At 69.7% G+C, this 19,666-nt stretch carries 19 protein-coding genes and 2 rRNA genes (1 of these 21 running past the window's edge); 20 read left to right on the top strand and 1 reads right to left on the bottom strand.

The window, feature by feature from the left end; genetic code table 11:
- Positions 1–2,415: ribosomal RNA gene (locus FIV43_RS05870) — 23S ribosomal RNA — on the top strand (it extends 738 nt beyond the left edge of the window).
- A 246-nt stretch (positions 2,416–2,661) separates the two neighbouring features.
- Positions 2,662–2,778 (top strand): 5S ribosomal RNA (gene rrf / locus FIV43_RS05865).
- Positions 2,779–2,818: 40 nt separating this feature from the next.
- On the opposite strand, the gene FIV43_RS05860 is transcribed toward rrf, so the two are convergent.
- Positions 2,819–3,952, bottom strand: a complete 1,134-nt coding sequence (locus tag FIV43_RS05860) for a DUF1015 family protein (RefSeq protein ID WP_141013377.1) — start codon at positions 3,950–3,952, stop codon at positions 2,819–2,821.
- A gap of 49 nt (positions 3,953–4,001) precedes the next feature.
- Here FIV43_RS05860 and FIV43_RS05855 point away from each other — a divergent pair, with 49 nt between their 5' ends.
- From FIV43_RS05855 to FIV43_RS05790, 18 genes are all read left to right on the top strand, one after another.
- A complete protein-coding gene (locus tag FIV43_RS05855) occupies positions 4,002–5,030 on the top strand; it encodes an HAD-IIA family hydrolase (protein WP_231123761.1) in 1,029 nt (342 codons plus the stop codon).
- 9 nt (positions 5,031–5,039) lie between these two features.
- Complete coding sequence (locus tag FIV43_RS20870) at positions 5,040–5,207, top strand: hypothetical protein (RefSeq protein WP_181407696.1); 168 nt, start codon at positions 5,040–5,042, stop codon at positions 5,205–5,207.
- A 2-nt stretch (positions 5,208–5,209) separates the two neighbouring features.
- Complete coding sequence (locus tag FIV43_RS05850) at positions 5,210–6,055, top strand: TlyA family RNA methyltransferase (RefSeq protein WP_141013376.1); 846 nt, start codon at positions 5,210–5,212, stop codon at positions 6,053–6,055.
- A complete protein-coding gene (locus FIV43_RS05845; RefSeq protein WP_141013375.1) occupies positions 6,052–7,023 on the top strand; it encodes an NAD kinase in 972 nt (323 codons plus the stop codon). The genes FIV43_RS05850 and FIV43_RS05845 overlap by 4 nt, the downstream gene beginning before the upstream one ends.
- A complete protein-coding gene (locus tag FIV43_RS23450) occupies positions 7,020–7,520 on the top strand; it encodes an AAA family ATPase (RefSeq protein WP_331251050.1) in 501 nt (166 codons plus the stop codon). Before FIV43_RS05845 ends, FIV43_RS23450 begins: the two co-directional genes overlap by 4 nt.
- A 65-nt stretch (positions 7,521–7,585) precedes the next feature.
- Entirely contained in the window at positions 7,586–8,404 is an 819-nt protein-coding gene (locus FIV43_RS23445; RefSeq protein WP_331251049.1) for a DNA repair protein RecN, read from the top strand.
- A complete protein-coding gene (locus FIV43_RS23440; RefSeq protein ID WP_331251048.1) occupies positions 8,401–8,796 on the top strand; it encodes a DNA repair protein RecN in 396 nt (131 codons plus the stop codon). Before FIV43_RS23445 ends, FIV43_RS23440 begins: the two co-directional genes overlap by 4 nt.
- A 32-nt stretch (positions 8,797–8,828) precedes the next feature.
- Complete coding sequence (locus tag FIV43_RS05835) at positions 8,829–10,541, top strand: CTP synthase (protein ID WP_141015770.1); 1,713 nt, start codon at positions 8,829–8,831, stop codon at positions 10,539–10,541.
- 7 nt (positions 10,542–10,548) lie between these two features.
- Entirely contained in the window at positions 10,549–10,980 is a 432-nt protein-coding gene (locus tag FIV43_RS05830; protein ID WP_231123760.1) for an NUDIX hydrolase, read from the top strand.
- Positions 10,887–11,150, top strand: coding sequence for an NUDIX hydrolase (locus FIV43_RS22025; protein ID WP_231123933.1), 264 nt, complete (start codon positions 10,887–10,889; stop codon positions 11,148–11,150). Before FIV43_RS05830 ends, FIV43_RS22025 begins: the two co-directional genes overlap by 94 nt.
- A 60-nt stretch (positions 11,151–11,210) precedes the next feature.
- A complete protein-coding gene (gene ald / locus FIV43_RS05825; protein ID WP_141013374.1) occupies positions 11,211–12,407 on the top strand; it encodes an alanine dehydrogenase in 1,197 nt (398 codons plus the stop codon).
- A complete protein-coding gene (gene xerD, locus FIV43_RS05820; protein ID WP_231123759.1) occupies positions 12,404–13,357 on the top strand; it encodes a site-specific tyrosine recombinase XerD in 954 nt (317 codons plus the stop codon). The genes ald and xerD overlap by 4 nt, the downstream gene beginning before the upstream one ends.
- A 17-nt stretch (positions 13,358–13,374) precedes the next feature.
- Positions 13,375–15,903 carry a DEAD/DEAH box helicase gene (locus tag FIV43_RS05815; protein ID WP_141013373.1) on the top strand — a complete coding sequence of 843 codons (2,529 nt, stop codon included), beginning with the start codon at positions 13,375–13,377 and terminating at the stop codon, positions 15,901–15,903.
- Between the two features lie 142 nt (positions 15,904–16,045).
- The gene (locus FIV43_RS05810) at positions 16,046–17,101 is read left to right on the top strand and encodes a ParA family protein (RefSeq protein ID WP_407938873.1); all 1,056 of its coding nucleotides are present in this window, start codon (positions 16,046–16,048) and stop codon (positions 17,099–17,101) included.
- Positions 17,086–17,442, top strand: coding sequence for a hypothetical protein (locus tag FIV43_RS20865; protein ID WP_196780989.1), 357 nt, complete (start codon positions 17,086–17,088; stop codon positions 17,440–17,442). The genes FIV43_RS05810 and FIV43_RS20865 overlap by 16 nt, the downstream gene beginning before the upstream one ends.
- Complete coding sequence (locus tag FIV43_RS05800; RefSeq protein WP_141013372.1) at positions 17,396–18,244, top strand: segregation and condensation protein A; 849 nt, start codon at positions 17,396–17,398, stop codon at positions 18,242–18,244. Before FIV43_RS20865 ends, FIV43_RS05800 begins: the two co-directional genes overlap by 47 nt.
- A complete protein-coding gene (gene scpB, locus FIV43_RS05795; protein WP_141013371.1) occupies positions 18,228–18,917 on the top strand; it encodes an SMC-Scp complex subunit ScpB in 690 nt (229 codons plus the stop codon). The genes FIV43_RS05800 and scpB overlap by 17 nt, the downstream gene beginning before the upstream one ends.
- Complete coding sequence (locus FIV43_RS05790; RefSeq protein WP_141013370.1) at positions 18,914–19,666, top strand: pseudouridine synthase; 753 nt, start codon at positions 18,914–18,916, stop codon at positions 19,664–19,666. Before scpB ends, FIV43_RS05790 begins: the two co-directional genes overlap by 4 nt.

Genomic DNA, 19,666 nt, shown 5'->3' with positions numbered 1-19,666 from the left:
CGAGTCTGAATAGGGCGTGTCCAGTGATGGAGTAGTCGCACGATCAAGACCCGAAGCGGAGTGATCTAGCCATGGGCAGGTTGAAGCGCCGGTAAGACGGCGTGGAGGACCGAACCCACTTCAGTTGAAAATGGAGGGGATGACCTGTGGTTAGGGGTGAAAGGCCAATCAAACTCCGTGATAGCTGGTTCTCCCCGAAATGCATTTAGGTGCAGCGTTGCGTGTTTCTTGCCGGAGGTAGAGCACTGGATAGCCGATGGGCCCGACCAGGTTACTGACGTTAGCCAAACTCCGAATGCCGGTAAGTGTAAGCGTGGCAGTGAGACTGCGGGGGATAAGCTTCGTAGTCGAGAGGGAAACAGCCCAGACCATCGGCTAAGGCCCCTAAGGGCGGCTAAGTGGAAAAGGATGTGGAGTCGCAGTGACAACCAGGAGGTTGGCTTGGAAGCAGCCACCCTTGAAAGAGTGCGTAATAGCTCACTGGTCAAGTGATTCCGCGCCGACAATGTAGCGGGGCTCAAGCCGTCCGCCGAAGCCATGGCATCTACATTGAACCCAGGAGATCTTTGGTCTTCCAGGGGTGTGGATGGGTAGGGGAGCGTCGTGCCACGGGTGAAGCTGCAGAGTGATCTAGTGGTGGATGTGGCACGAGTGAGAATGCAGGCATGAGTAGCGAATCACGGGTGAGAAACCCGTGCGCCGAATGATCAAGGGTTCCAGGGTCAAGCTAATCTGCCCTGGGTAAGTCGGACCTAAGGCGAGGCCGACAGGCGTAGTCGATGGACAACGGGTTGATATTCCCGTACCGGCGAAGTGGCGCCCATGATGAGCCCGGTGATGCTAACCACCCGAAGCGCAGTTGATTGATCCCTTCGGGGTGAGACGGTTGTGTGGAGCGTGGGACCCGATCCGGTAGTAGTCAAGCGATGGGGTGACGCAGGAAGGTAGCCCAACCACGCCGATGGTTGTGCGTGGGTAAGCATGTAGGGCGGGATCTAGGCAAATCCGGATTCCTGGCTTTGATGCCGAGCTTGAGATGTGATGCCGACCCCGTAGGGGGAAGTGGGTGATCCTATGCTGTCGAGAAAAACCTCTAGCGAGCCATGAGCCGCCCGTACCCCAAACCGACTCAGGTGATCAGGTAGAGAATACCAAGGCGATCGAGACAACCATGGTTAAGGAACTCGGCAAAATGCCCCCGTAACTTCGGGAGAAGGGGGGCCCGGATCGTGATCGGACTTGCTCCGGGAGCGTGAAGGGCCGCAGAGACCAGGCCCAAGCGACTGTTTACTAAAAACACAGGTCCGTGCGAAGTTGTAAGACGATGTATACGGACTGACTCCTGCCCGGTGCTGGAAGGTTAAGAGGACGGGTTAGAGCCTTTCGGGGTTCGAAGCTCAGAATTTAAGCCCCAGTAAACGGCGGTGGTAACTATAACCATCCTAAGGTAGCGAAATTCCTTGTCGGGTAAGTTCCGACCTGCACGAATGGAGTAACGACTTGGGCGCTGTCTCAACCATGGACTCGGCGAAATTGCACTACGAGTAAAGATGCTCGTTACGCGCGGCAGGACGGAAAGACCCCGGGACCTTTACTATAGTTTGGCATTGGTGTTTGGTTCGGCTTGTGTAGGATAGGTGGGAGACTGTGAAGCTCATCCGCCAGGATGGGTGGAGTCATCGTTGAAATACCACTCTGGTCGTACTAGATGTCTAACCTAGGGCCATGATCTGGTTCAGGGACAGTGCCTGATGGGTAGTTTAACTGGGGCGGTTGCCTCCCAAAATGTAACGGAGGCGCTCAAAGGTTCCCTCAGCCTGGTTGGCAATCAGGTTTTGAGTGTAAGTGCACAAGGGAGCTTGACTGTGAGACAGACATGTCGAGCAGGGACGAAAGTCGGAACTAGTGATCCGGCCACTCCTCGTGGAAGGGTGGTCGCTCAACGGATAAAAGGTACCCCGGGGATAACAGGCTGATCTTCCCCAAGAGTCCATATCGACGGGATGGTTTGGCACCTCGATGTCGGCTCGTCGCATCCTGGGGCTGGAGTAGGTCCCAAGGGTTGGGCTGTTCGCCCATTAAAGCGGCACGCGAGCTGGGTTTAGAACGTCGTGAGACAGTTCGGTCCCTATCCGCCGCGCGCGTTGGAAACTTGAGAAAGGCTGTCCCTAGTACGAGAGGACCGGGATGGACGAACCTCTGGTGTGCCAGTTGTACCGCCAGGTGCAGGGCTGGTTGGCTACGTTCGGAAGTGATAACCGCTGAACGCATCTAAGCGGGAAGCACGTTTCAAGATGAGGTTTCCTACCCCCTTTGAGGGGATAAGGCCCCCAAAAGATGATTGGGTTGATAGGCCGGAGGTGTACAGCAGTAATGCCCAGCCGACCGGTACTAATAGGCCGAAAGCTTGCCACAACAAATCCCCAACACACCCAACAAACAAAGACTGTTTGTTTGGGACATGAAATGGGACACCGTGCAAGACAACAACACTCGCGTCCACACGATCACCACATCGCCAGATCACCAGATCACCAGATCATGGTGAATCAGATCGTGGAGAATCAACAGACCACCCCACCCCCCAACCCCACACCCCGCGGGCACACACACCGGCGGGCACAAAGGGCACAAGCAGGGGGAGTGATGGGGTAACAGAGTTACGGCGGCCATAGCGGCAGGGAAACACCCGGTCCCATACCGAACCCGGAAGTTAAGCCTGCCAGCGCCGATGGTACTGCAACCGAGAGGCTGTGGGAGAGTAGGACGCCGCCGGACAAACATTGACGATGGGCCATCACCACCAGGTGATGGCCCATCAGTCTTTTTCCCACACCCCGAGCGGCCGGATGAGGACACCCAGGCTCGGTTTCGGCTGGAACGAGGTGGCCTTCTCCGGGAGCAGTCGGTCCGCTTCGGCGATCCTGATCGCCTGGTCCACCGACGGCGCGGGCATGAGCACCGCGATGCCATGTTCGGGCGCGGCCTGGTCGAGGGCGGACTCGACGGTGTGGTGGTAGCCCACCGCGCTCGGTCCGTGGGGCAACGCCGGCAGCACCCGGTGGTGCAGGATCTCGACCGTGGCGCGGTCCGGCGGCACGTTGAGCGTGACCGTGGCCCAGGTCTGTCCGTCGGTGGCGGCCAGGCGGCTGGGACCGAGGCCGGCGACGGCACGGTGCTGCTCGCGCTCCTCGTAGCGGTAGCCCAACGCGTCAGCGGCACGGCGGAGGTCGTCGAGTGTCGTGCCGGTCAGCGTGCGGTGGATCGGACCGAGGAACAGTGGGGTGTCCTGCTGGTCGACCAACATCGCCAGCCCCAGGTCGTACGCCGCCCCCAGGCCACGCTGCTGGAGGCGCAGGTAGGCGGCGTACCGGTGATGGCCGTCCGCGATGAGCGCGCGCGAGGAGGCGAGCTCGGCCTCGAGGAGGTCGACGGTCGTGGGGTCGCTGATCGCCCAGATCCGGTGCTGCTGCTGACTGCGGTCGACGAAGGCCCGTTCGGGGTCGGCGGAGCGCACCTGGGTGGTGAGCTCGCGCAGTGCGGCGGAGCCCTGGTGCACGAGCAGGATCGGCGCCGGGTTCAGGCTCATCTCGGCCATCCGGTCGGCGAGGTCGTCGGCCTGCGCCGGGTGGATCCCCTCGTGCGGCAGCACGGCGCGGTCCTCGGCCCGGATCGCCCGACGAGACACGTCCAGCGCACCGACCAGGCCGCGGATGGTGATGCCGTTGGACGTGTACTCGTGCAGGTAGAGGGCGGGCCGGGCCGCGCGATCCACGAAGCCGCGCTCCTGCCAGCGGCCCAGGCGTGCGGCCACGTCCTTGTAGGGGCGGGCGAAGGCGCGGCCGGTCGAGGGGTCGCCGACGCGGGAGGGCGTCAGCATCATCGCGCTGAACGGCTCCAGGCGGAGTGGGCCGGCGACGTAGGGAGGTGTCACCAGCGTCGTCGCGTCCATCTGGTCATCGTACGAACGGCGCCCAGCGGGGTGCTGGCAGGCTGGTGGTGTGTTGATCAGCTCTGCAGTGCCGCTCAGCCGCTGCCACGACCTCGCGATGCTCGATCTCGACGGGGTGGTCTACATCGGGGACGCCGCGGTACCCGGCGCCGCCGCCGCGATCTCCGCCGTCAGGACGACGGGCATGTCGGTCGCGTTCATCACCAACAACGCCTCCCGCACTCCGGAGACGGTGGCCGACCATCTCACCAGGCTCGGTGTCGAGGCCGCGCCGGGTGACGTGGTCACCTCCGCCCAGGCCGCCGCCCGCGTGGTGGTGGACCGCTTCGGTGCGGGTGCCCGGGTGGTCTGCCTCGGCGGTGACGGGCTGCGCGAGGCTCTGCAGGCCCTCGACCTGAAGCCCGTCGGGGTGCAGGACGACGCCGACGCGCTGGTCACCGGCTACGGACCGGAGGTCCGCTGGCGTGACATCATGTCCGCCGCTGTCCGGATCGCGACGGGCCTGCCGTGGGTGGCCAGCAACACCGACTACACGATCCCGACCGCCGAGGGCGTGGCGCCCGGACACGGCGTCCTGGTCCAGACGCTGAGCACCTTCACCGGGGTGCGGCCGACCGTCGCCGGGAAGCCCGAGCGACCACTGCTCGACGAGACGGTCAGGCGGATGACCGCCCGGCGACCGTTGATGGTGGGTGACAGGCTCGACACCGACATCGAAGGAGCCCGGCGGGCCGGAGTGCCGTCCTTGCTCGTGCTCACCGGTGTCACCGGTCTGGCCGAGCTGGTCGCGGCCGAGCCGAGCGAGCGGCCGTCGTACCTGGCGGCGGACCTCGGCGGGCTGACGACCCCTCATCCGGCGCCGGACCGGGATGACGTGCAGTGGTGCGCGCCCGGGTGGCGGGCCTGGGTCGAGGAAGGCCGACTGCGGGTCGAGGAGACGGACCCCGGGCGGCGGGCCGACCCGGTCGACGCCTGGCGGGTGGCGGCGGATGCCGCGTGGGAGCACCTGGACCGCACCGGTGCCGTGGTCGACATCGCGGGGGTCACCCTGCCGGGTCGCGGACCGTCCGGGCGGTAGCCTGCAGACATGACGGAGCAACCCGAGCTGCCGACCACCGGCATCGAGGACGTCGACGCCGCACTCACCGCAGTCGCAGGGCTGGAGGAGAGGCCGGTCGACGAGCACGCCGCCACGTTCGAGGAGGCCCACGGCGCGCTGCGCCGTACCCTCGACGACCCGCCGCCCGACGCCTGACCATGCCGCCCCGTCGTCTCCGACTCGACGCCGAGCTGGTCCGTCGAGGGCTGGCCCCCTCCCGCGAGCGCGCCGCGCGCATGATCGCCGAAGGCCGGGTGAAGGTGTCCGGCGTCGTCGCCTCGAAGGCGGCGACGGGCGTCACCACCGACGTGGCGATCGTGGTCCGTGAGCCCGAGGACGGCCCGGACTACGTCTCGCGCGGTGCCCACAAGCTGCTGGGTGCGCTCCGGGCCTTCGAGCCGCTGGGGCTCCAGGTCCGTGGGCGGCGATGCCTCGACGCCGGTGCGAGCACGGGCGGCTTCACCGACGTGCTGCTGCGAGCGGGTGCAGCGGAGGTGGTCGCCGTCGACGTGGGCTACGGGCAGCTCGACTGGTCGCTGCAGAGCGACGACCGGGTCCGGGTGCACGACCGGACCAACGTCCGCACCCTCACCGCCGACCAAGTCGGTGGCCACGTCGACGTGGTGGTCGGCGACCTCTCCTTCATCTCCCTGACCCTGGTCCTCGACGCGCTGCTCGGCGTGACCCGGCCCGACGGCGACCTGGCGCTGATGGTCAAGCCCCAGTTCGAGGTCGGCAAGGAGCGGGTCGGCAAGGGAGGGGTGGTCCGCGACCCCGAGCTCCGCGCGGAGGCGGTGAACACGGTCGCCGCCGCGGCCGCCGCGCGCGGCTGGGGAGCCCGCGCGGTCACCGTCAGTCCGTTGCCCGGCCCGTCGGGCAATGTGGAGTTCTTCGTGTGGCTGCGGCACGGTCCTGCGGAGGTCGGGGGCGATGAGATCGCGGCCGTGGTGCGCCGTGGGACCGATCCCGATCCGTCCGACCCGGATGAGAGGGTGGCCACATGAGCGACCGGACCGATCCCGTCACCCGTCGGGTGCTGGTGCTCGCGCACACCGGGCGGGTCGAGGCACGCGACGTGGCGCGCGCCTTCGTCAAGGAGCTCTCGGGCAACGGGATCGTCGTCCGGCTGATGCGCGAGGAAGCCGCCGACCTCGGCGTGGCCGCCGGCGACTACGACCCCCCGCTGGAGTTCACCGACTCGGAGTCCGACGCCAGCCGCGGATGCGAGCTGACCGTGGTGATCGGCGGAGACGGCAGCATCCTGCGCGCCGCCGAGGTCACCCACAGCCGCCTGACGCCCGTGCTGGGCGTCAACCTGGGTCACGTCGGTTTCCTCGCGGAGGCCGAGCACGAGGACGTCGCGGCCACGATCGAGGCCATCGTCCGGCAGCGCTACTCGACCGAGGACCGGCTCACCCTGGACGTGCGGGCCTACCACGACGGACGGCTGGTCTACTCGACCTTCGCGGTGAACGAGGCCAGCGTCGAGAAGGCCGCGCGCGAGCGGATGCTCGAGGTGGTGGTCGAGGTCGACGACCGTCCGCTCTCCCGCTGGGGGTGCGACGGCGTGGTGCTGGCGACCCCCACCGGCTCCACCGCCTACAACTTCAGCGCCGGCGGGCCGATCGTCTGGCCCCAGGTCGAGGCGCTGTGCATCGTGCCGCTCAGTGCGCACGCCCTGTTCGCCCGTCCGATGGTGGTGGCACCCTCGTCCGTGATCGCCGTCGAGGTCCTCGCCGGCAACCAGGGCGCCGGCGTGCTGTGGTGCGACGGGCGGCGCAGCGTGGACCTGCCACCGGGGGCCCGGATCGAGATCCGGCGCGGCGAGCGACCGGTCCGGCTGGTGCGTCTGCACGAGGCGCCGTTCACCGATCGGCTGGTCGCCAAGTTCGGACTGACCGTCGAGGGATGGCGCGGGGCCGCCGAGCAGCGCCGCGCGGCGCGCACCACCGAGGAGGGGGACAGCAGGTGATCGAGGAGATCCGGATCAGCGGGCTCGGCGTGATCGAGTCCTCCACCCTCGAGCTCGGGCCCGGTCTCACCGTGATCACCGGCGAGACCGGCGCCGGCAAGACCATGGTCGTCAGCGCCCTCGGCCTGCTGCTGGGGGGCCGCGCCGACAGCGGAGCGGTCCGCACCGGGGTGAAGCAGGCTCGGGTCGAGGGCCTGGTCCTGGCCGAGGCGGTGGACGGCCTCGAGGACGCGGTCGACGAGGCCGGCGGCGAGGCCGAGAGCGGCCGCGTCGTCTTCGCCCGCAACGTCAGCGCGGAGGGACGCTCCCGGGCCTACGCGGGCGGCGCCGCCGTGCCGGTCTCGACCCTGAGCGCCCTGACCGAGCCGCTGGTGGCGGTGCACGGGCAGTCCGACCAGCACCGGTTGCTGCGCACCTCGACCCAGCGTGACGCCCTCGACCGCTTCGGGACCACGCCGACCTGCTGGCCGACTACCGGCAGGCCCACGCCGCCCTGACGACGACCGAGGCGGAGCTGGCCGAGCTGCGCAGCCAGGCCCGGGAACGGGCACGCGAGGCCGACGTGCTCCGGTTCGGCGTGGACGAGATCACCGCGGTCGCACCGCAGCCGGGCGAGGACCTCGAGCTCGCCGCGGAAGAGTCCCGGCTCGGACACGCCGACACCCTGCAGGGCGCGGCGGAGCAGGCGCGGGAGGCGCTGTCCAGCGAGCAGGGAGTCCCGGACGCGATGGCCGCCGTCGGCGCCGCGCGCGGCCTGCTGGACGGGGTCCGCGACCACGACCCGGCCGCCGCCGCGCTCGCGGACCGGGTCACCGAGCTGAGCTATCTGCTGACCGACGTCGCCACCGACGTCGCCTCCTACGCCTCGAGCGTCGAGGTCGACCCGGCTCGGCTCGCCGCCGTCTCCGAGCGCCGTGCCGCGCTGACCGCCCTCACCCGCAAGTACGGCGACACCCCCGCCGACGTGCTCGCCTGGTGCGAAGAGGCCTCGGCGCGCCTGCTCGACCTCGACTCCACCGACGACAGCATCGCGTCACTCGTCGCGCAGCGCACCGCCCAGCGCGAGCAGCTGGCCGCGGCCGGGGAACGGCTCAGCCGGGCCCGCACCACGGCGGCGGAGCGCCTGGGCCGCGCGATCTCCGAGGAGCTCACGCTGCTCGCGATGCCGCACGCCGAGGTGACCATCGCAGTGCGTCGTCCCGCAGCGGAGGAGCCCGCGGACCCCGCCGATCCGCCGCCGGACCTGCTCGCTGTCGACGGCGACTGGGTGCGCTTCGGTCGCTCCGGACTCGACGAGATCGAGTTCCTGCTGGCGGCGAACTCGGGGCCGAGCCGCGCCCGCTCCACAAGGGAGCCTCCGGCGGCGAGCTGTCCCGGGTGATGCTGGCGGTCGAGGTCTGCCTGGCCGGCACCAACCCGGTGCCCACCTTCGTCTTCGACGAGGTCGACTCCGGAGTCGGCGGCGCCGCCGCGGTGGAGATCGGCCGACGACTCGCCCGCCTTGCCCGGGACGCCCAAGTCCTGGTGGTGACCCACCTGCCCCAGGTGGCGGCGTTCGCCGATCGGCACGTCGTGGTGGAGAAGTCGTCGGACGGCACCGTCACCAGCTCCGGACTCACCGCCCTCGACGACGAGGGCCGCGAGCAGGAGCTCTCCCGGATGCTGGCCGGCCTGGCCGGCTCCGACACCGCCATCGCCCACGCGCGCGAGCTCCTGGACCTCGCCCAGGAGGACGCCGCCGAGAACCAACCCGCGCGCCAGCGTGCGGGTTGAGGCACGAGCAGATAGCATGGAATCCCGTGAACATGGCGCCGGGTAGCGGATCGAGTCGACAGGCAAAGCACCTCTTCGTGACCGGAGGCGTCGCCTCCTCACTGGGGAAGGGTCTGACCGCCTCCAGCCTGGGACGGCTGCTGCGGTCCCGCGGGCTGCGGGTCACCATGCAGAAGCTGGATCCGTATCTGAACGTTGATCCGGGCACCATGAACCCGTTCCAGCACGGCGAGGTGTTCGTCACCAACGACGGCGCCGAGACCGACCTGGACATCGGCCACTACGAGCGGTTCCTCGACACCGACCTGGGCCAGATCGCCAACGTGACCACCGGGCAGGTCTACTCCTCGGTGATCGCCAAGGAGCGCAAGGGTGAGTACCTCGGCGACACGGTCCAGGTGATCCCGCACATCACCAACGAGATCAAGGACCGGATCCTGGCGATGGGGCACGGCGGTTCCGAGCCCGTCGACGTCGTGATCACCGAGATCGGCGGCACCGTCGGCGACATCGAGTCGCTCCCGTTCCTCGAGGCCGCCCGTCAGGTGCGCCACGAGATCGGCCGCGACAACTGCTTCTTCCTGCACGTGTCCCTGGTGCCCTACATCGGCCCCTCCGGGGAGCTCAAGACGAAGCCCACCCAGCACTCGGTCGCCGCCCTGCGCCAGGTCGGCATCCAGCCCGACGCGGTGGTCTGCCGCTCGGACCGCGAGCTGCCCGAGAGCATCAAGCGGAAGATCTCGCTGATGTGCGACGTCGACAACGAGGCCGTGGTGACCTGCGCGGACGCGCCGTCGATCTACGACATCCCGAAGGTGCTGCACCGCGAGGGGCTCGACGCCTACGTCGTGCGCCGGTTGAACCTTCCCTTCCGCGATGTCGACTGGACGCTCTGGGACGACCTGCTGCGTCGCGTGCACCATCCCAAGGAGGACGTCGTCGTCGCGCTGGTCGGCAAGTACGTCGACCTGCACGACGCCTACCTGTCGGTGGGCGAGGCGCTGCGCGCCGGCGGCTTCGCCAACGAGGCGAAGGTCGAGATCCGCTGGGTCGCCTCGGACGACTGCGAGACCCCTGCGGGTGCCGCGAAGCATCTCTCCGACGTCGACGCGATCTGCGTGCCCGGCGGTTTCGGCATCCGAGGCCTCGAGGGCAAGCTCGGTGCGCTGAGCTACGCCCGCACCCATCAGATCCCCACGCTGGGCCTCTGCCTGGGTCTGCAGTGCATGGTCATCGAGTACGCCCGCACCGAGCTCGGACTGACCCACGCGGGCTCCACCGAGTTCGACCCGGAGACCGACGAGCCGGTGATCGCCACCATGGAGGAGCAGAAGGAGATCGTCGAGGGCGCCGGTGACCTCGGTGGCACCATGCGCCTCGGGCTCTACCCGGCCGAGCTCGGCAAGGGCACCCTGGCCCGCGAGGTGTACGACGCCGACCGGATCGAGGAGCGCCACCGCCACCGCTACGAGGTGAACAACCGCTACCGCGCCGACCTGGAGAAGGCGGGGCTGGTCTTCTCCGGCCTCAACCCCGACCTCGACCTGGTCGAGTTCGTGGAGCTCCCGCGGGACGTCCACCCGTACTACATCGGCACCCAGGCACACCCGGAGCTCCGCTCCCGTCCCACCCGCCCGCACCCGCTCTTCGCCGGACTGGTCGGCGCCGCGATCACCCGGCAGCGGGAGACCCGCCTGGAGATCGACGACGCCAACCTGCACGTCGACCCGGTCGACGAGGACTGAGCCCCGGATGGCCGATCCGGCATCGGAGACCTTCGCGGACCGCCCGGAGAGCTGGCCGGTCCTGGGCAGTGAGGACCTGCACCGGGACAGCTGGGTGGTCGCACTGCGCTCGGACCTGATGACGCGCCCGAACGCGGACGGTGAGGCCCCGTTCCGGAGGCTGGTGCTCGAGCACCCCGGAGCGGCCGTGGTGCTGGCCATCGACGAGGAGGACCGGGTGCTCTGCCTGGCCCAGTACCGCCATCCGGCCCAGCACCGGTTGGTCGAGCTGCCGGCCGGCGTCTGCGACCACCCGGGGAGGACCCGCTGCAGGTCGCGCAACGCGAGCTCCAGGAGGAGGCGGCGCTGCAGGCCGAGGAGTGGACACCGCTCCTCTCCACCTACAGCTCGCCCGGCTACTCCAGCGAGCGGATCCACTACTTCCTGGCGCGCGGCCTGAGCCACGCCGACCGCGGCGACTTCGAGCTGCGCCACGAGGAGGCGGACCTGCAGACCCTCTGGATCCCGTTCGACGAGCTGGTCGCAGCGGTGCTCGCGGGCCGCGTGGCCGACGGGCCGGTGGTCCAGGCGGTGCTGGCCCACGAGGTGGCGCGGCGTCGTACCCCTTGAGGACTCACCGCCGGGACAGCAGAATCGCCCCCACGGCCATCAGCCAACAGGAGGCAGCGGATGCGGATCGGCGTACCGAGGGAAGTCAAGAACCGCGAGTACCGGGTGGCGATCACGCCGGTCGGGGTGCACGAGCTGGTGTCGCACGGGCACGAGGTGCTGGTCGAGACCGGTGCCGGGGCCGGGTCGTCGATCAGCGACGAGGACTACGTCGCGGCGGGCGCCCGGATCGTCCCGGACGCCGACGCCGCCTGGGGTGAGGCGGAGACCGTCCTGAAGGTGAAGGAGCCGGTCGCCGAGGAGTACCACCGGCTGCGGGAGGACCTGGTCCTCTTCACCTACCTGCACCTGGCCGCGGACAAGGCGCTCACCGAGCGGCTGGTCGAGGCCGGCACCACGGCGATCGCCTACGAGACGGTGCAGCTGCCCTCGGGCGCGCTGCCGCTGCTCTACCCGATGTCGGAGGTGGCGGGGTGCCTGGCGCCGCAGGTGGGGGCGCACGCGCTGTTGAAGGCGCACGGCGGCCGCGGGGTGCTGCTCGGCGGCGTCGGCGGGGTGCAGAACGCGAAGGTCGTGGTGATCGGCGCCGGGGTCTCGGGACAGAACGCGGCCAACATCGCGCTCGGGATGGGCGCCGACGTCACCCTGCTCGACACCGACCTGGACAAGCTCCGGATGTCGTTCTGGCGCTACGACAACCGGGTCCACGGGCTCGCCTCCTCGAAGCTGACCATCGCCCAGCAGGTGCAGCAGGCCGACCTGGTCATCGGGGCGGTGCTGATCCCCGGCGCGGCCGCGCCGAAGCTGGTCAGCAACGACCTGGTGGCCACGATGAAGCCGGGCTCGGTGCTGGTCGACATCGCGGTCGACCAGGGCGGTTGCTTCGAGGACACCCGACCGACCACCCACGACGACCCGACCTTCCCGGTCCACCAGTCGACCTTCTACTGCGTGGCCAACATGCCGGGTGCGGTGCCGATCACCTCGACCTACGCCCTCACCAACGCCACGCTGCCGTTCACGGTCGCGCTCGCGGACAAGGGATGGCGCGAGGCGTGCCGGTCGGACCCGTCGTTGGCCAAGGGACTGAACACGCACGCCGGGCGGGTGACCAACGGCCCGGTGGGGAGGCCCTGGGGTTCGACGCGATGCCGGTGGCCGACGCGTTGGAGCAGGCCTGACACCGCCACCCTGAGACCGCCACCCTGCCGCGCGACGGCGCCGCATCGGCGGCCATGCCCTAGCCTGACCGGGTGAGCGAGACGGGTGCGGTGGATCGAGCGATCCGCACCTATCTCGACCACCTCGCGGTGGAGAAGGGCCTGGCCGCCAACACGCTCGCCTCCTACCGGCGCGATCTGCGTCGCTACCGGGCGTACCTGGACGCGGTCGGGGTCGCCGAGCTCGATGCCGTCGCGCCCGCCACGATCACCGAGTTCCTGATGCGGCTGCGGGAGGGCGATGCCGACCATCCGCCCCTCGGTGCCGCCTCCGCGGCCCGCACGGTGGTCGCGGTCCGCGGCTTCCACCGGTTCGCCGTCGCCGACGGGCTCGCCGAGGCGGACCCGGCAGCAGGGGTCAAGCCGCCCACACCTGCCAAGCGGCTGCCCAAGGCGCTGCCGCTGGCCGACATCGAGGCGCTGCTGCGCGCTGCCGGCGCCGCCGACACCCCGCTGGCCCTGCGGGACCGGGCCCTGCTGGAGGTGCTCTACGGGACCGGAGCCCGGATCTCGGAGGTGGTCGGGCTGGATCTCGACGACGCCACCGGGTTCCTCGAGGCCGACCCCGAGGAGTCGGTCCTGCTGCTGCGCGGCAAGGGCGGCAAGGAGCGGCTGGTGCCCGTCGGCTCCTACGCCCGCGAGGCGCTCGACGCCTACCTGGTGCGGGCCAGGCCGTCCCTCTCCGCCACCGGTACGGCGACGCCGGCCCTGTTCCTCAACGCCCGGGGCGGCAGGCTGTCGCGTCAGTCCGCCTGGACCGTCCTGGTCAAGGCCGCCGAGCGTGCCGGGCTATCCCAGGACGTGTCGCCGCACACCCTGCGGCACTCGTTCGCCACCCACCTGCTCGACGGCGGGGCGGACGTGCGGGTGGTCCAGGAGCTCCTGGGCCACGCGTCGGTCACCACCACCCAGATCTACACCATGGTCACCGTGGACAACCTGCGGGAGGTCTTCGCGACCGCCCACCCGCGGGCCCGGGACAGCTGAGCAACCGACAGAGGACGATGGCCACCACCACGAACGCGACCGACGCCGCCTACGAACGGATCCTCGACCACGCCGCCGAGCGGGGTCTGGAGCTCTACCCGCACCAGGAGGAGGCTGTGCTGGAGCTTCTCGCCGGCAACAACGTGGTGCTCGCGACCCCGACCGGATCCGGCAAGTCCCTGGTGGCGGTGGCCGCGGCGATGGTGGCCCAGGCGCAGGACCGGGTGACCTTCTACACCGCCCCGATCAAGGCACTGGTCAGCGAGAAGTTCTTCGAGCTGTGCGCGGTCTTCGGTGCCGAGGACGTCGGGATGCTGACCGGGGACGTGGCGGTCAACACCGACGCGCCGATCATCTGCTGCACCGCCGAGGTCCTGGCCAACATCGCGTTGCGCGAGGGGTCGGACGCCGACGTCGGCATGGTGGTGATGGACGAGTTCCACTTCTACGGCGAGCCCGGCCGCGGCTGGGCGTGGCAGGTGCCGCTGATCGAGCTGCCCCAGGCCCAGTTCCTGCTGATGTCGGCGACCCTGGGCGACGTCACCGACCTGGCGACCGACCTGACCCGCCGCAACACCCGCGACACCGCGGTGGTCGACCGGGCGGAGCGGCCCGTGCCGCTCTCCTTCCGGTGGTCGCTGGAGCCGTTGTCGGAGACCCTGACCGAGCTGGTGGAGACCGGCCAGGGGCCGGTGTACGTCGTGCACTTCACCCAGGCCGCCGCCGTCGAGCACGCCACCAACCTGCTCGCCTCCGGGCTGCGGAAGCCCCGCGAGGAGATCGCCGAGCGGCTGGCCGGGGTCCGCTTCGCCGCCGGCTTCGGCAAGGTGCTCTCCAAGCTGCTGCGCAACGGCATCGGGGTGCACCACGCCGGCATGCTGCCGCGCTACCGGCGCCTGGTCGAGCAGCTCGCCCAGGCCGGGCTGCTCACCGTCATCTGTGGCACCGACACCCTCGGCGTGGGCATCAACGTGCCGATCCGCACCGTGCTCTTCACCGGTCTCGCGAAGTTCGACGGCACCCGGCAGCGGGTGCTGCGCAGCCGGGAGTTCGCGCAGATCGCCGGCCGCGCCGGCCGGGCCGGCTTCGACACCGCCGGGTACGTCGTGGTGCAGGCCCCCGAGCACGTCATCGAGAACGAGAAGGCGAAGGCGAAGGCGGCCGCCAAGAACGCCGCGATGAGCGACGCCAAGCGGGCCAAGCGGAAGTCGAAGGCGCAGCTGAGGAAACCGCCCGAGGGCACCGTGGTCTGGACCGAGGCGACCTTCACCAAGCTCGTCGAGGGCAAGCCCGAGCGGCTCACCTCGCAGATGAAGGTGGACAACGCGATGCTGATCAACGTGGTCTCCCGCGAGGAGGACGCGTTCGGCGTGATGCGGCGGCTGCTCACCGACAACCACGAGGACCGCCGCTCGCAGCTCCGGTTGGCCAAGCGCGCGGTCCGGCTCTCCCGCAGCCTTCTCGGCTCTGGGGTGCTCACCCGGCTGGAGGAGCTGGACGCATCCGGCCGGCGCTACGTGCTCACCGAGGCGCTGCCGGAGGACTTCGCGCTGAACCAGCCGCTCGCGCACTTCGCCCTCGCGGCCCTGGAGGTGCTCGACACCGAGGCGGCGTCGTACACGATGGACGTGGTGTCGGTGGTCGAGTCGGTGCTCGAGGCGCCACGCCCGCTGCTCATGGCGCAGCGTCACGCCGCGCGCGGTGAGGCGATCGCCGCGCTCAAGGCCGACGGGGTGGAGTACGAGGAGCGGATGGCGCAGGTCGAGGAGATCAGCTGGCCCGAGCCGCTGGCCGACCTGCTCGAGCCGCTGTTCGAGACCTACCGGGAGACCCATCCCTGGCTCCCACCCGACGCGCTGGCTCCGAAGTCGGTGGTGCGGCAGATGTGGGAGGAGGGGATGGGCTTCACCGCCCTGGTCAGCCGGTACTCCATCGCGCGCTCCGAGGGTCTGGTGCTGCGCTACCTCACCGACGCCTACCGGGCGCTGCGCCAGACGGTGCCGCCGAGTCTGCGGACCCCCGAGCTGGACCTGCTGATCGAGTGGCTGGGGGAGACGGTCCGCCAGGTCGACTCCTCGCTGCTGGACGAGTGGGAGGCGCTCAACGACCCCGAGCACGTCCGGTCCTCGGTCGGCGTGGACGAGCCGCCCCCACCGCCGCGGCCGTTGAGCCAGCAGGGCCGGGTCTTCGAGGTGATGGTCCGCAACGCGATGTGGCGCAGGGTGGAGCTGGTCGCCCGCGACGACCTGGACGGCCTGGAGTCGGTCGACGGGCAGGAGCAGCCCGCGTTCGGCCGGCAGCAGTGGGACGACGCGCTGGAGCAGTACTACGCCGAGCACCGCAGCGTCCTGCTCGACGCCGACGCCCGCGGACCTTCGTTGCTGCGCGTGGAGAAGGAGCCGACCCGGTGGGAGGTGGTGCAGACCCTGCACGACCCGGCCGGGCACCACGACTGGGTGATCGAGGCCGAGGTCGACCTCGCCGCCTCCGACGAGGCGGGTGAGGCGGTGCTGCGGACCGTCGCCATGCGCGCGCTCGGCGGCTGACCCGGGATTCCGGCGTGCTCCTCCGGCGCGTCGCACGAATGTCTCCGTGTCGACATTGTTGGATGGACGAGTACCGGGCCCTGGGGAAGGGGCCTACGTCCCCAGCGGCGCTGACCGCTCGTCAGACAAGAGGTGATCGACCATGGTCGGTGGATACGTCGGCTCCAGCAGTGCACCCGACATGCCGCCACGCGCGAACCTCCCACGCGCGGACCTCCCCCAGCGCGCCCAGATCCCCCAGCGCGCCCAGATCCCGCTCGGCGACGAGGACGCCGTCGGCGGCGAGGTGGCGCCGCCGCTGCCGTTTGCACGCCCCGAGCCTGCCGCTGCCGCTCCGACGGCGTCGACGGCCGAGCCGGAGATCGGGCCGACCGGTCGCCCGATGCCGTACCTGCCCGACCCCCGGCCGGTGACCGAGCACGGTCCGGCCCGGGTGATCTCGATGTGCAACCAGAAGGGTGGCGTCGGCAAGACCACGACCACCATCAACCTGGGGGCCGCCCTCGCCGAGTTCGGGCGCAAGGTGCTCCTGGTCGACTTCGACCCCCAGGGTTCGCTCTCGGTCGGGCTGGGTCTGAACCCGCACGACATGGAGCTCACCGTCTACAACCTCCTGATGGACCGGGAGGTGCGCATCGACGAGGTCGTCGTGCCCTCCGGCGTGCCCGGGATGGACCTGCTGCCGTCGAACATCGACCTCTCGGCGGCCGAGGTCCAGCTGGTCCACGAGGTCGCCCGCGAGCAGACCCTGCAGCGGGTGCTGGCGCCGGCGATCGAGGACTACGACGTCATCCTGATCGACTGCCAGCCGTCGCTGGGCCTGTTGACCGTCAACGCGCTCACCGCCTCCGACGGCGTCGTCGTCCCGCTCGAGTGCGAGTACTTCGCGCTGCGCGGCGTCGCCCTGCTCAAGACCACCATCGACAAGGTCCAGGAGAGGCTCAACCCGAAGCTCACCGTCGACGGCGTGCTCGGCACGATGTACGACGGGCGCACGCTGCACGGCCGCGAGGTGCTCGAGCGCCTCGTCCAGGCCTGGGGCGACAAGGTCTTCCACACCGTGATCCGCCGGACGGTGAAGTTCTCCGACTCGACGGTCGCCGGCGAGCCGATCACCTCCTATGCCTCGTCATCCTCGGGCGCCGACGCGTATCGGCAGCTCGCCAAGGAGGTGGCGGTTCGGTGCCTCGACGTGTGAGCATGCCGGCGGCCGACGACCTGTTCCGTCGTACTGCCGAGAACGACCGCCGCAACCAGGGCAAGAACGCGCGGGTCCGGGCCGTCCCCGACGCGCCGGAGGCCGAGGGCGAGGCCGCGGAGAAGCGGCCGAGCGGGCGGGTGCGGCACGACGAGAAGATCACGGTCTACGTCACCTCCGCCGAGCTGATGGAGCTGGAGCGGACCCGTCTCGTCCTCCGTGGGGAGCACGGGCTCGCCGTGGACCGCGGGCGGCTGGTGCGCGAGGCCCTCGGCCTGGTGCTGGCCGACTTCGATGCGCAGGGGGAGGACTCCGCGCTCGTCAGGCGCCTGCGTGAGTAACCCCTTCGAGGTCCGCCTCGACAACTTCGAGGGGCCGTTCGACCTGCTGCTCAACCTGATCTCCAAGCACAAGCTGGACGTCACGGAGATAGCGCTGTCGAAGGTCACCGACGAGTTCATCGCGCACGTCAAGGCGCTCGGGAGCAACGACCTGGAGGAGACGACCTCGTTCCTCCTGGTCGCCTCCACCCTGCTCGACCTGAAGGCGGCCCGTCTGCTGCCCGCCGGCGACGTCGAGGACGAGGAGGACCTGGCCCTGCTCGAGGCGCGGGACCTGCTCTTCGCACGGCTCCTGCAGTATCGCGCCTACAAGCAGATCGCCGCGGTGCTGGCCGAGCGGGTCGAGGTCGAGGCGAAGCGGCACCCGCGCTCGGTCGGGCTGGAGGAGCGGTACGCCGGGTTGCTGCCCGAGGTGCTGATCGGCATCGGTCTCGACGCCTTCGCGGCGCTGGCGGCCAAGGCGCTGGCCCCGAAGCCGGAGATCGAGCTGAACCTGCACCACATCCACGCGCCGACCGTCAGCGTGCGCGAGCAGTCCGTCCTGGTGATGGAGCGGTTGCGCCGGAGCCAGACCGTCACCTTCCGGTCGCTGTGCCGTGACGCCCCGGACACGCTGACCACCGTCGCCCGGTTCCTCTCGCTGCTCGAGCTGTTCCGGGAGGGCGCGGTCACCTTCGACCAGATGACACCGCTCGGCGAGCTCACCATCCGGTGGACCGGGACCGAGGACGACATCGAGATCACCGACGAGTTCGACGGCGCGCCGCCGGTGCAGGAGGAAAGTGATGACCGAACAGACTGACCCGGCCGGCGCGGCCGGCGTGGACGGTGCGGCCGACGAGCCGATGGACCTGCCGCTCGCCGCGCTGAGGCCGGCGCTGGAAGCGGTCCTGATGGTCGCCGACGAACCACTCGACGAGATGCGCCTGGCCAGCGCCGTCGGCCACCCGGCCGACCAGGTCGCGGCCGGCCTGGTCGAGCTGAGCGAGGAGTACACCGCCCAGGGACGCGGGTTCGACCTGCGCAACGTGGCCGGCGGATGGCGTTTCTACACCCGCGAGGAGTTCGCCCCGGTCGTCGAGGGCTTCGTGCTCGAGGGCCAGCAGGCGCGGCTCACCCAGGCGGCCCTCGAGACGCTGGCCGTGGTCGCCTACCAGCAGCCCGTCTCCCGGGCCCGGGTGTCGGCGGTCCGCGGCGTGAACGTGGACGGTGTGATGCGCACCCTGCTGAACCGTGGGCTGGTGGAGGAGGCCGGCCCGGACGGCGAGCACGGTGCGATGCTGTACCGGACCACCAACTACTTCCTGGAGCGGATCGGCATCCTCTCCCTGGAGGAGCTGCCGGACCTGGCGCCGCACCTGCCCGAGCTCGACGAGCTGGAGAGCGAGCTGGAGCAGGTGGCCGGAGCCTCCCCGCCGGAGAGCGGGACCGCCGCTGAACCCGACCCGACCCAGGCACCCGAGGAAACCACGTGAACCGCGAGATCGTCACCGACGAGGACGGCCTGATCCGGCTGCAGAAACTGCTCGCCCAGTCCGGTGTCGCCTCCCGCCGCCGGTGCGAGGAGCTGATGCTCGACGGCGAGGTCGAGGTGGACGGGGAGGTGATCACCCGGCTGGGGACGAAGGTCGACCCCCGCACGGCCGTGATCAAGGTGTCCGGAAAGCGGCTCCCGCCGGTCTCCGCCCACGTCTACCTGGTCCTGAACAAGCCGCGCGGCGTGGTGAGCACGATGTCGGACCCGGAGGGTCGCCGGACCCTCAGCGACCTCGTCGCCGACCGTCCGGAGCGTCTCTTCCACGTCGGACGGCTGGACACCGACACCTCCGGCCTGCTCCTGCTCACCAACGACGGCGAGTTCGCGCACCGGATGGCGCACCCGTCGTTCGAGGTCGAGAAGACCTATGTCGCCGAGGTCGTCGGCAAGATCACCAAGACCACGGTGACCGTCCTGCTCGACGGCGTCGTGCTCGAGGACGGACCGGTGCAGGTACGTCGTGCCCACGTGCTGGAGACCCGGCCGGACAAGTCGATCATCGAGCTGGTCATCCACGAGGGCCGCAACCGGATCGTCCGCCGCCTCCTCGACCAGGTCGGACATCCGGTCAAGCGGCTGAGCCGCACCCGGTTCGGGCCGGTCGAGCTCGGGACCCTCGCCTCGGGCACGGTCCGTGAGCTGACCACCGACGAGCTGGGACAGCTGCTGGAGCTGGTCGGCCTCTGA

The sequence above is a fragment of the Nocardioides sambongensis genome (assembly GCF_006494815.1).
GTDB classification, from domain to species: domain Bacteria; phylum Actinomycetota; class Actinomycetes; order Propionibacteriales; family Nocardioidaceae; genus Nocardioides; species Nocardioides sambongensis.
Note: the sequence above shows the minus strand (reverse complement) of the source record. Positions and strands in the feature narration are given on the sequence as shown.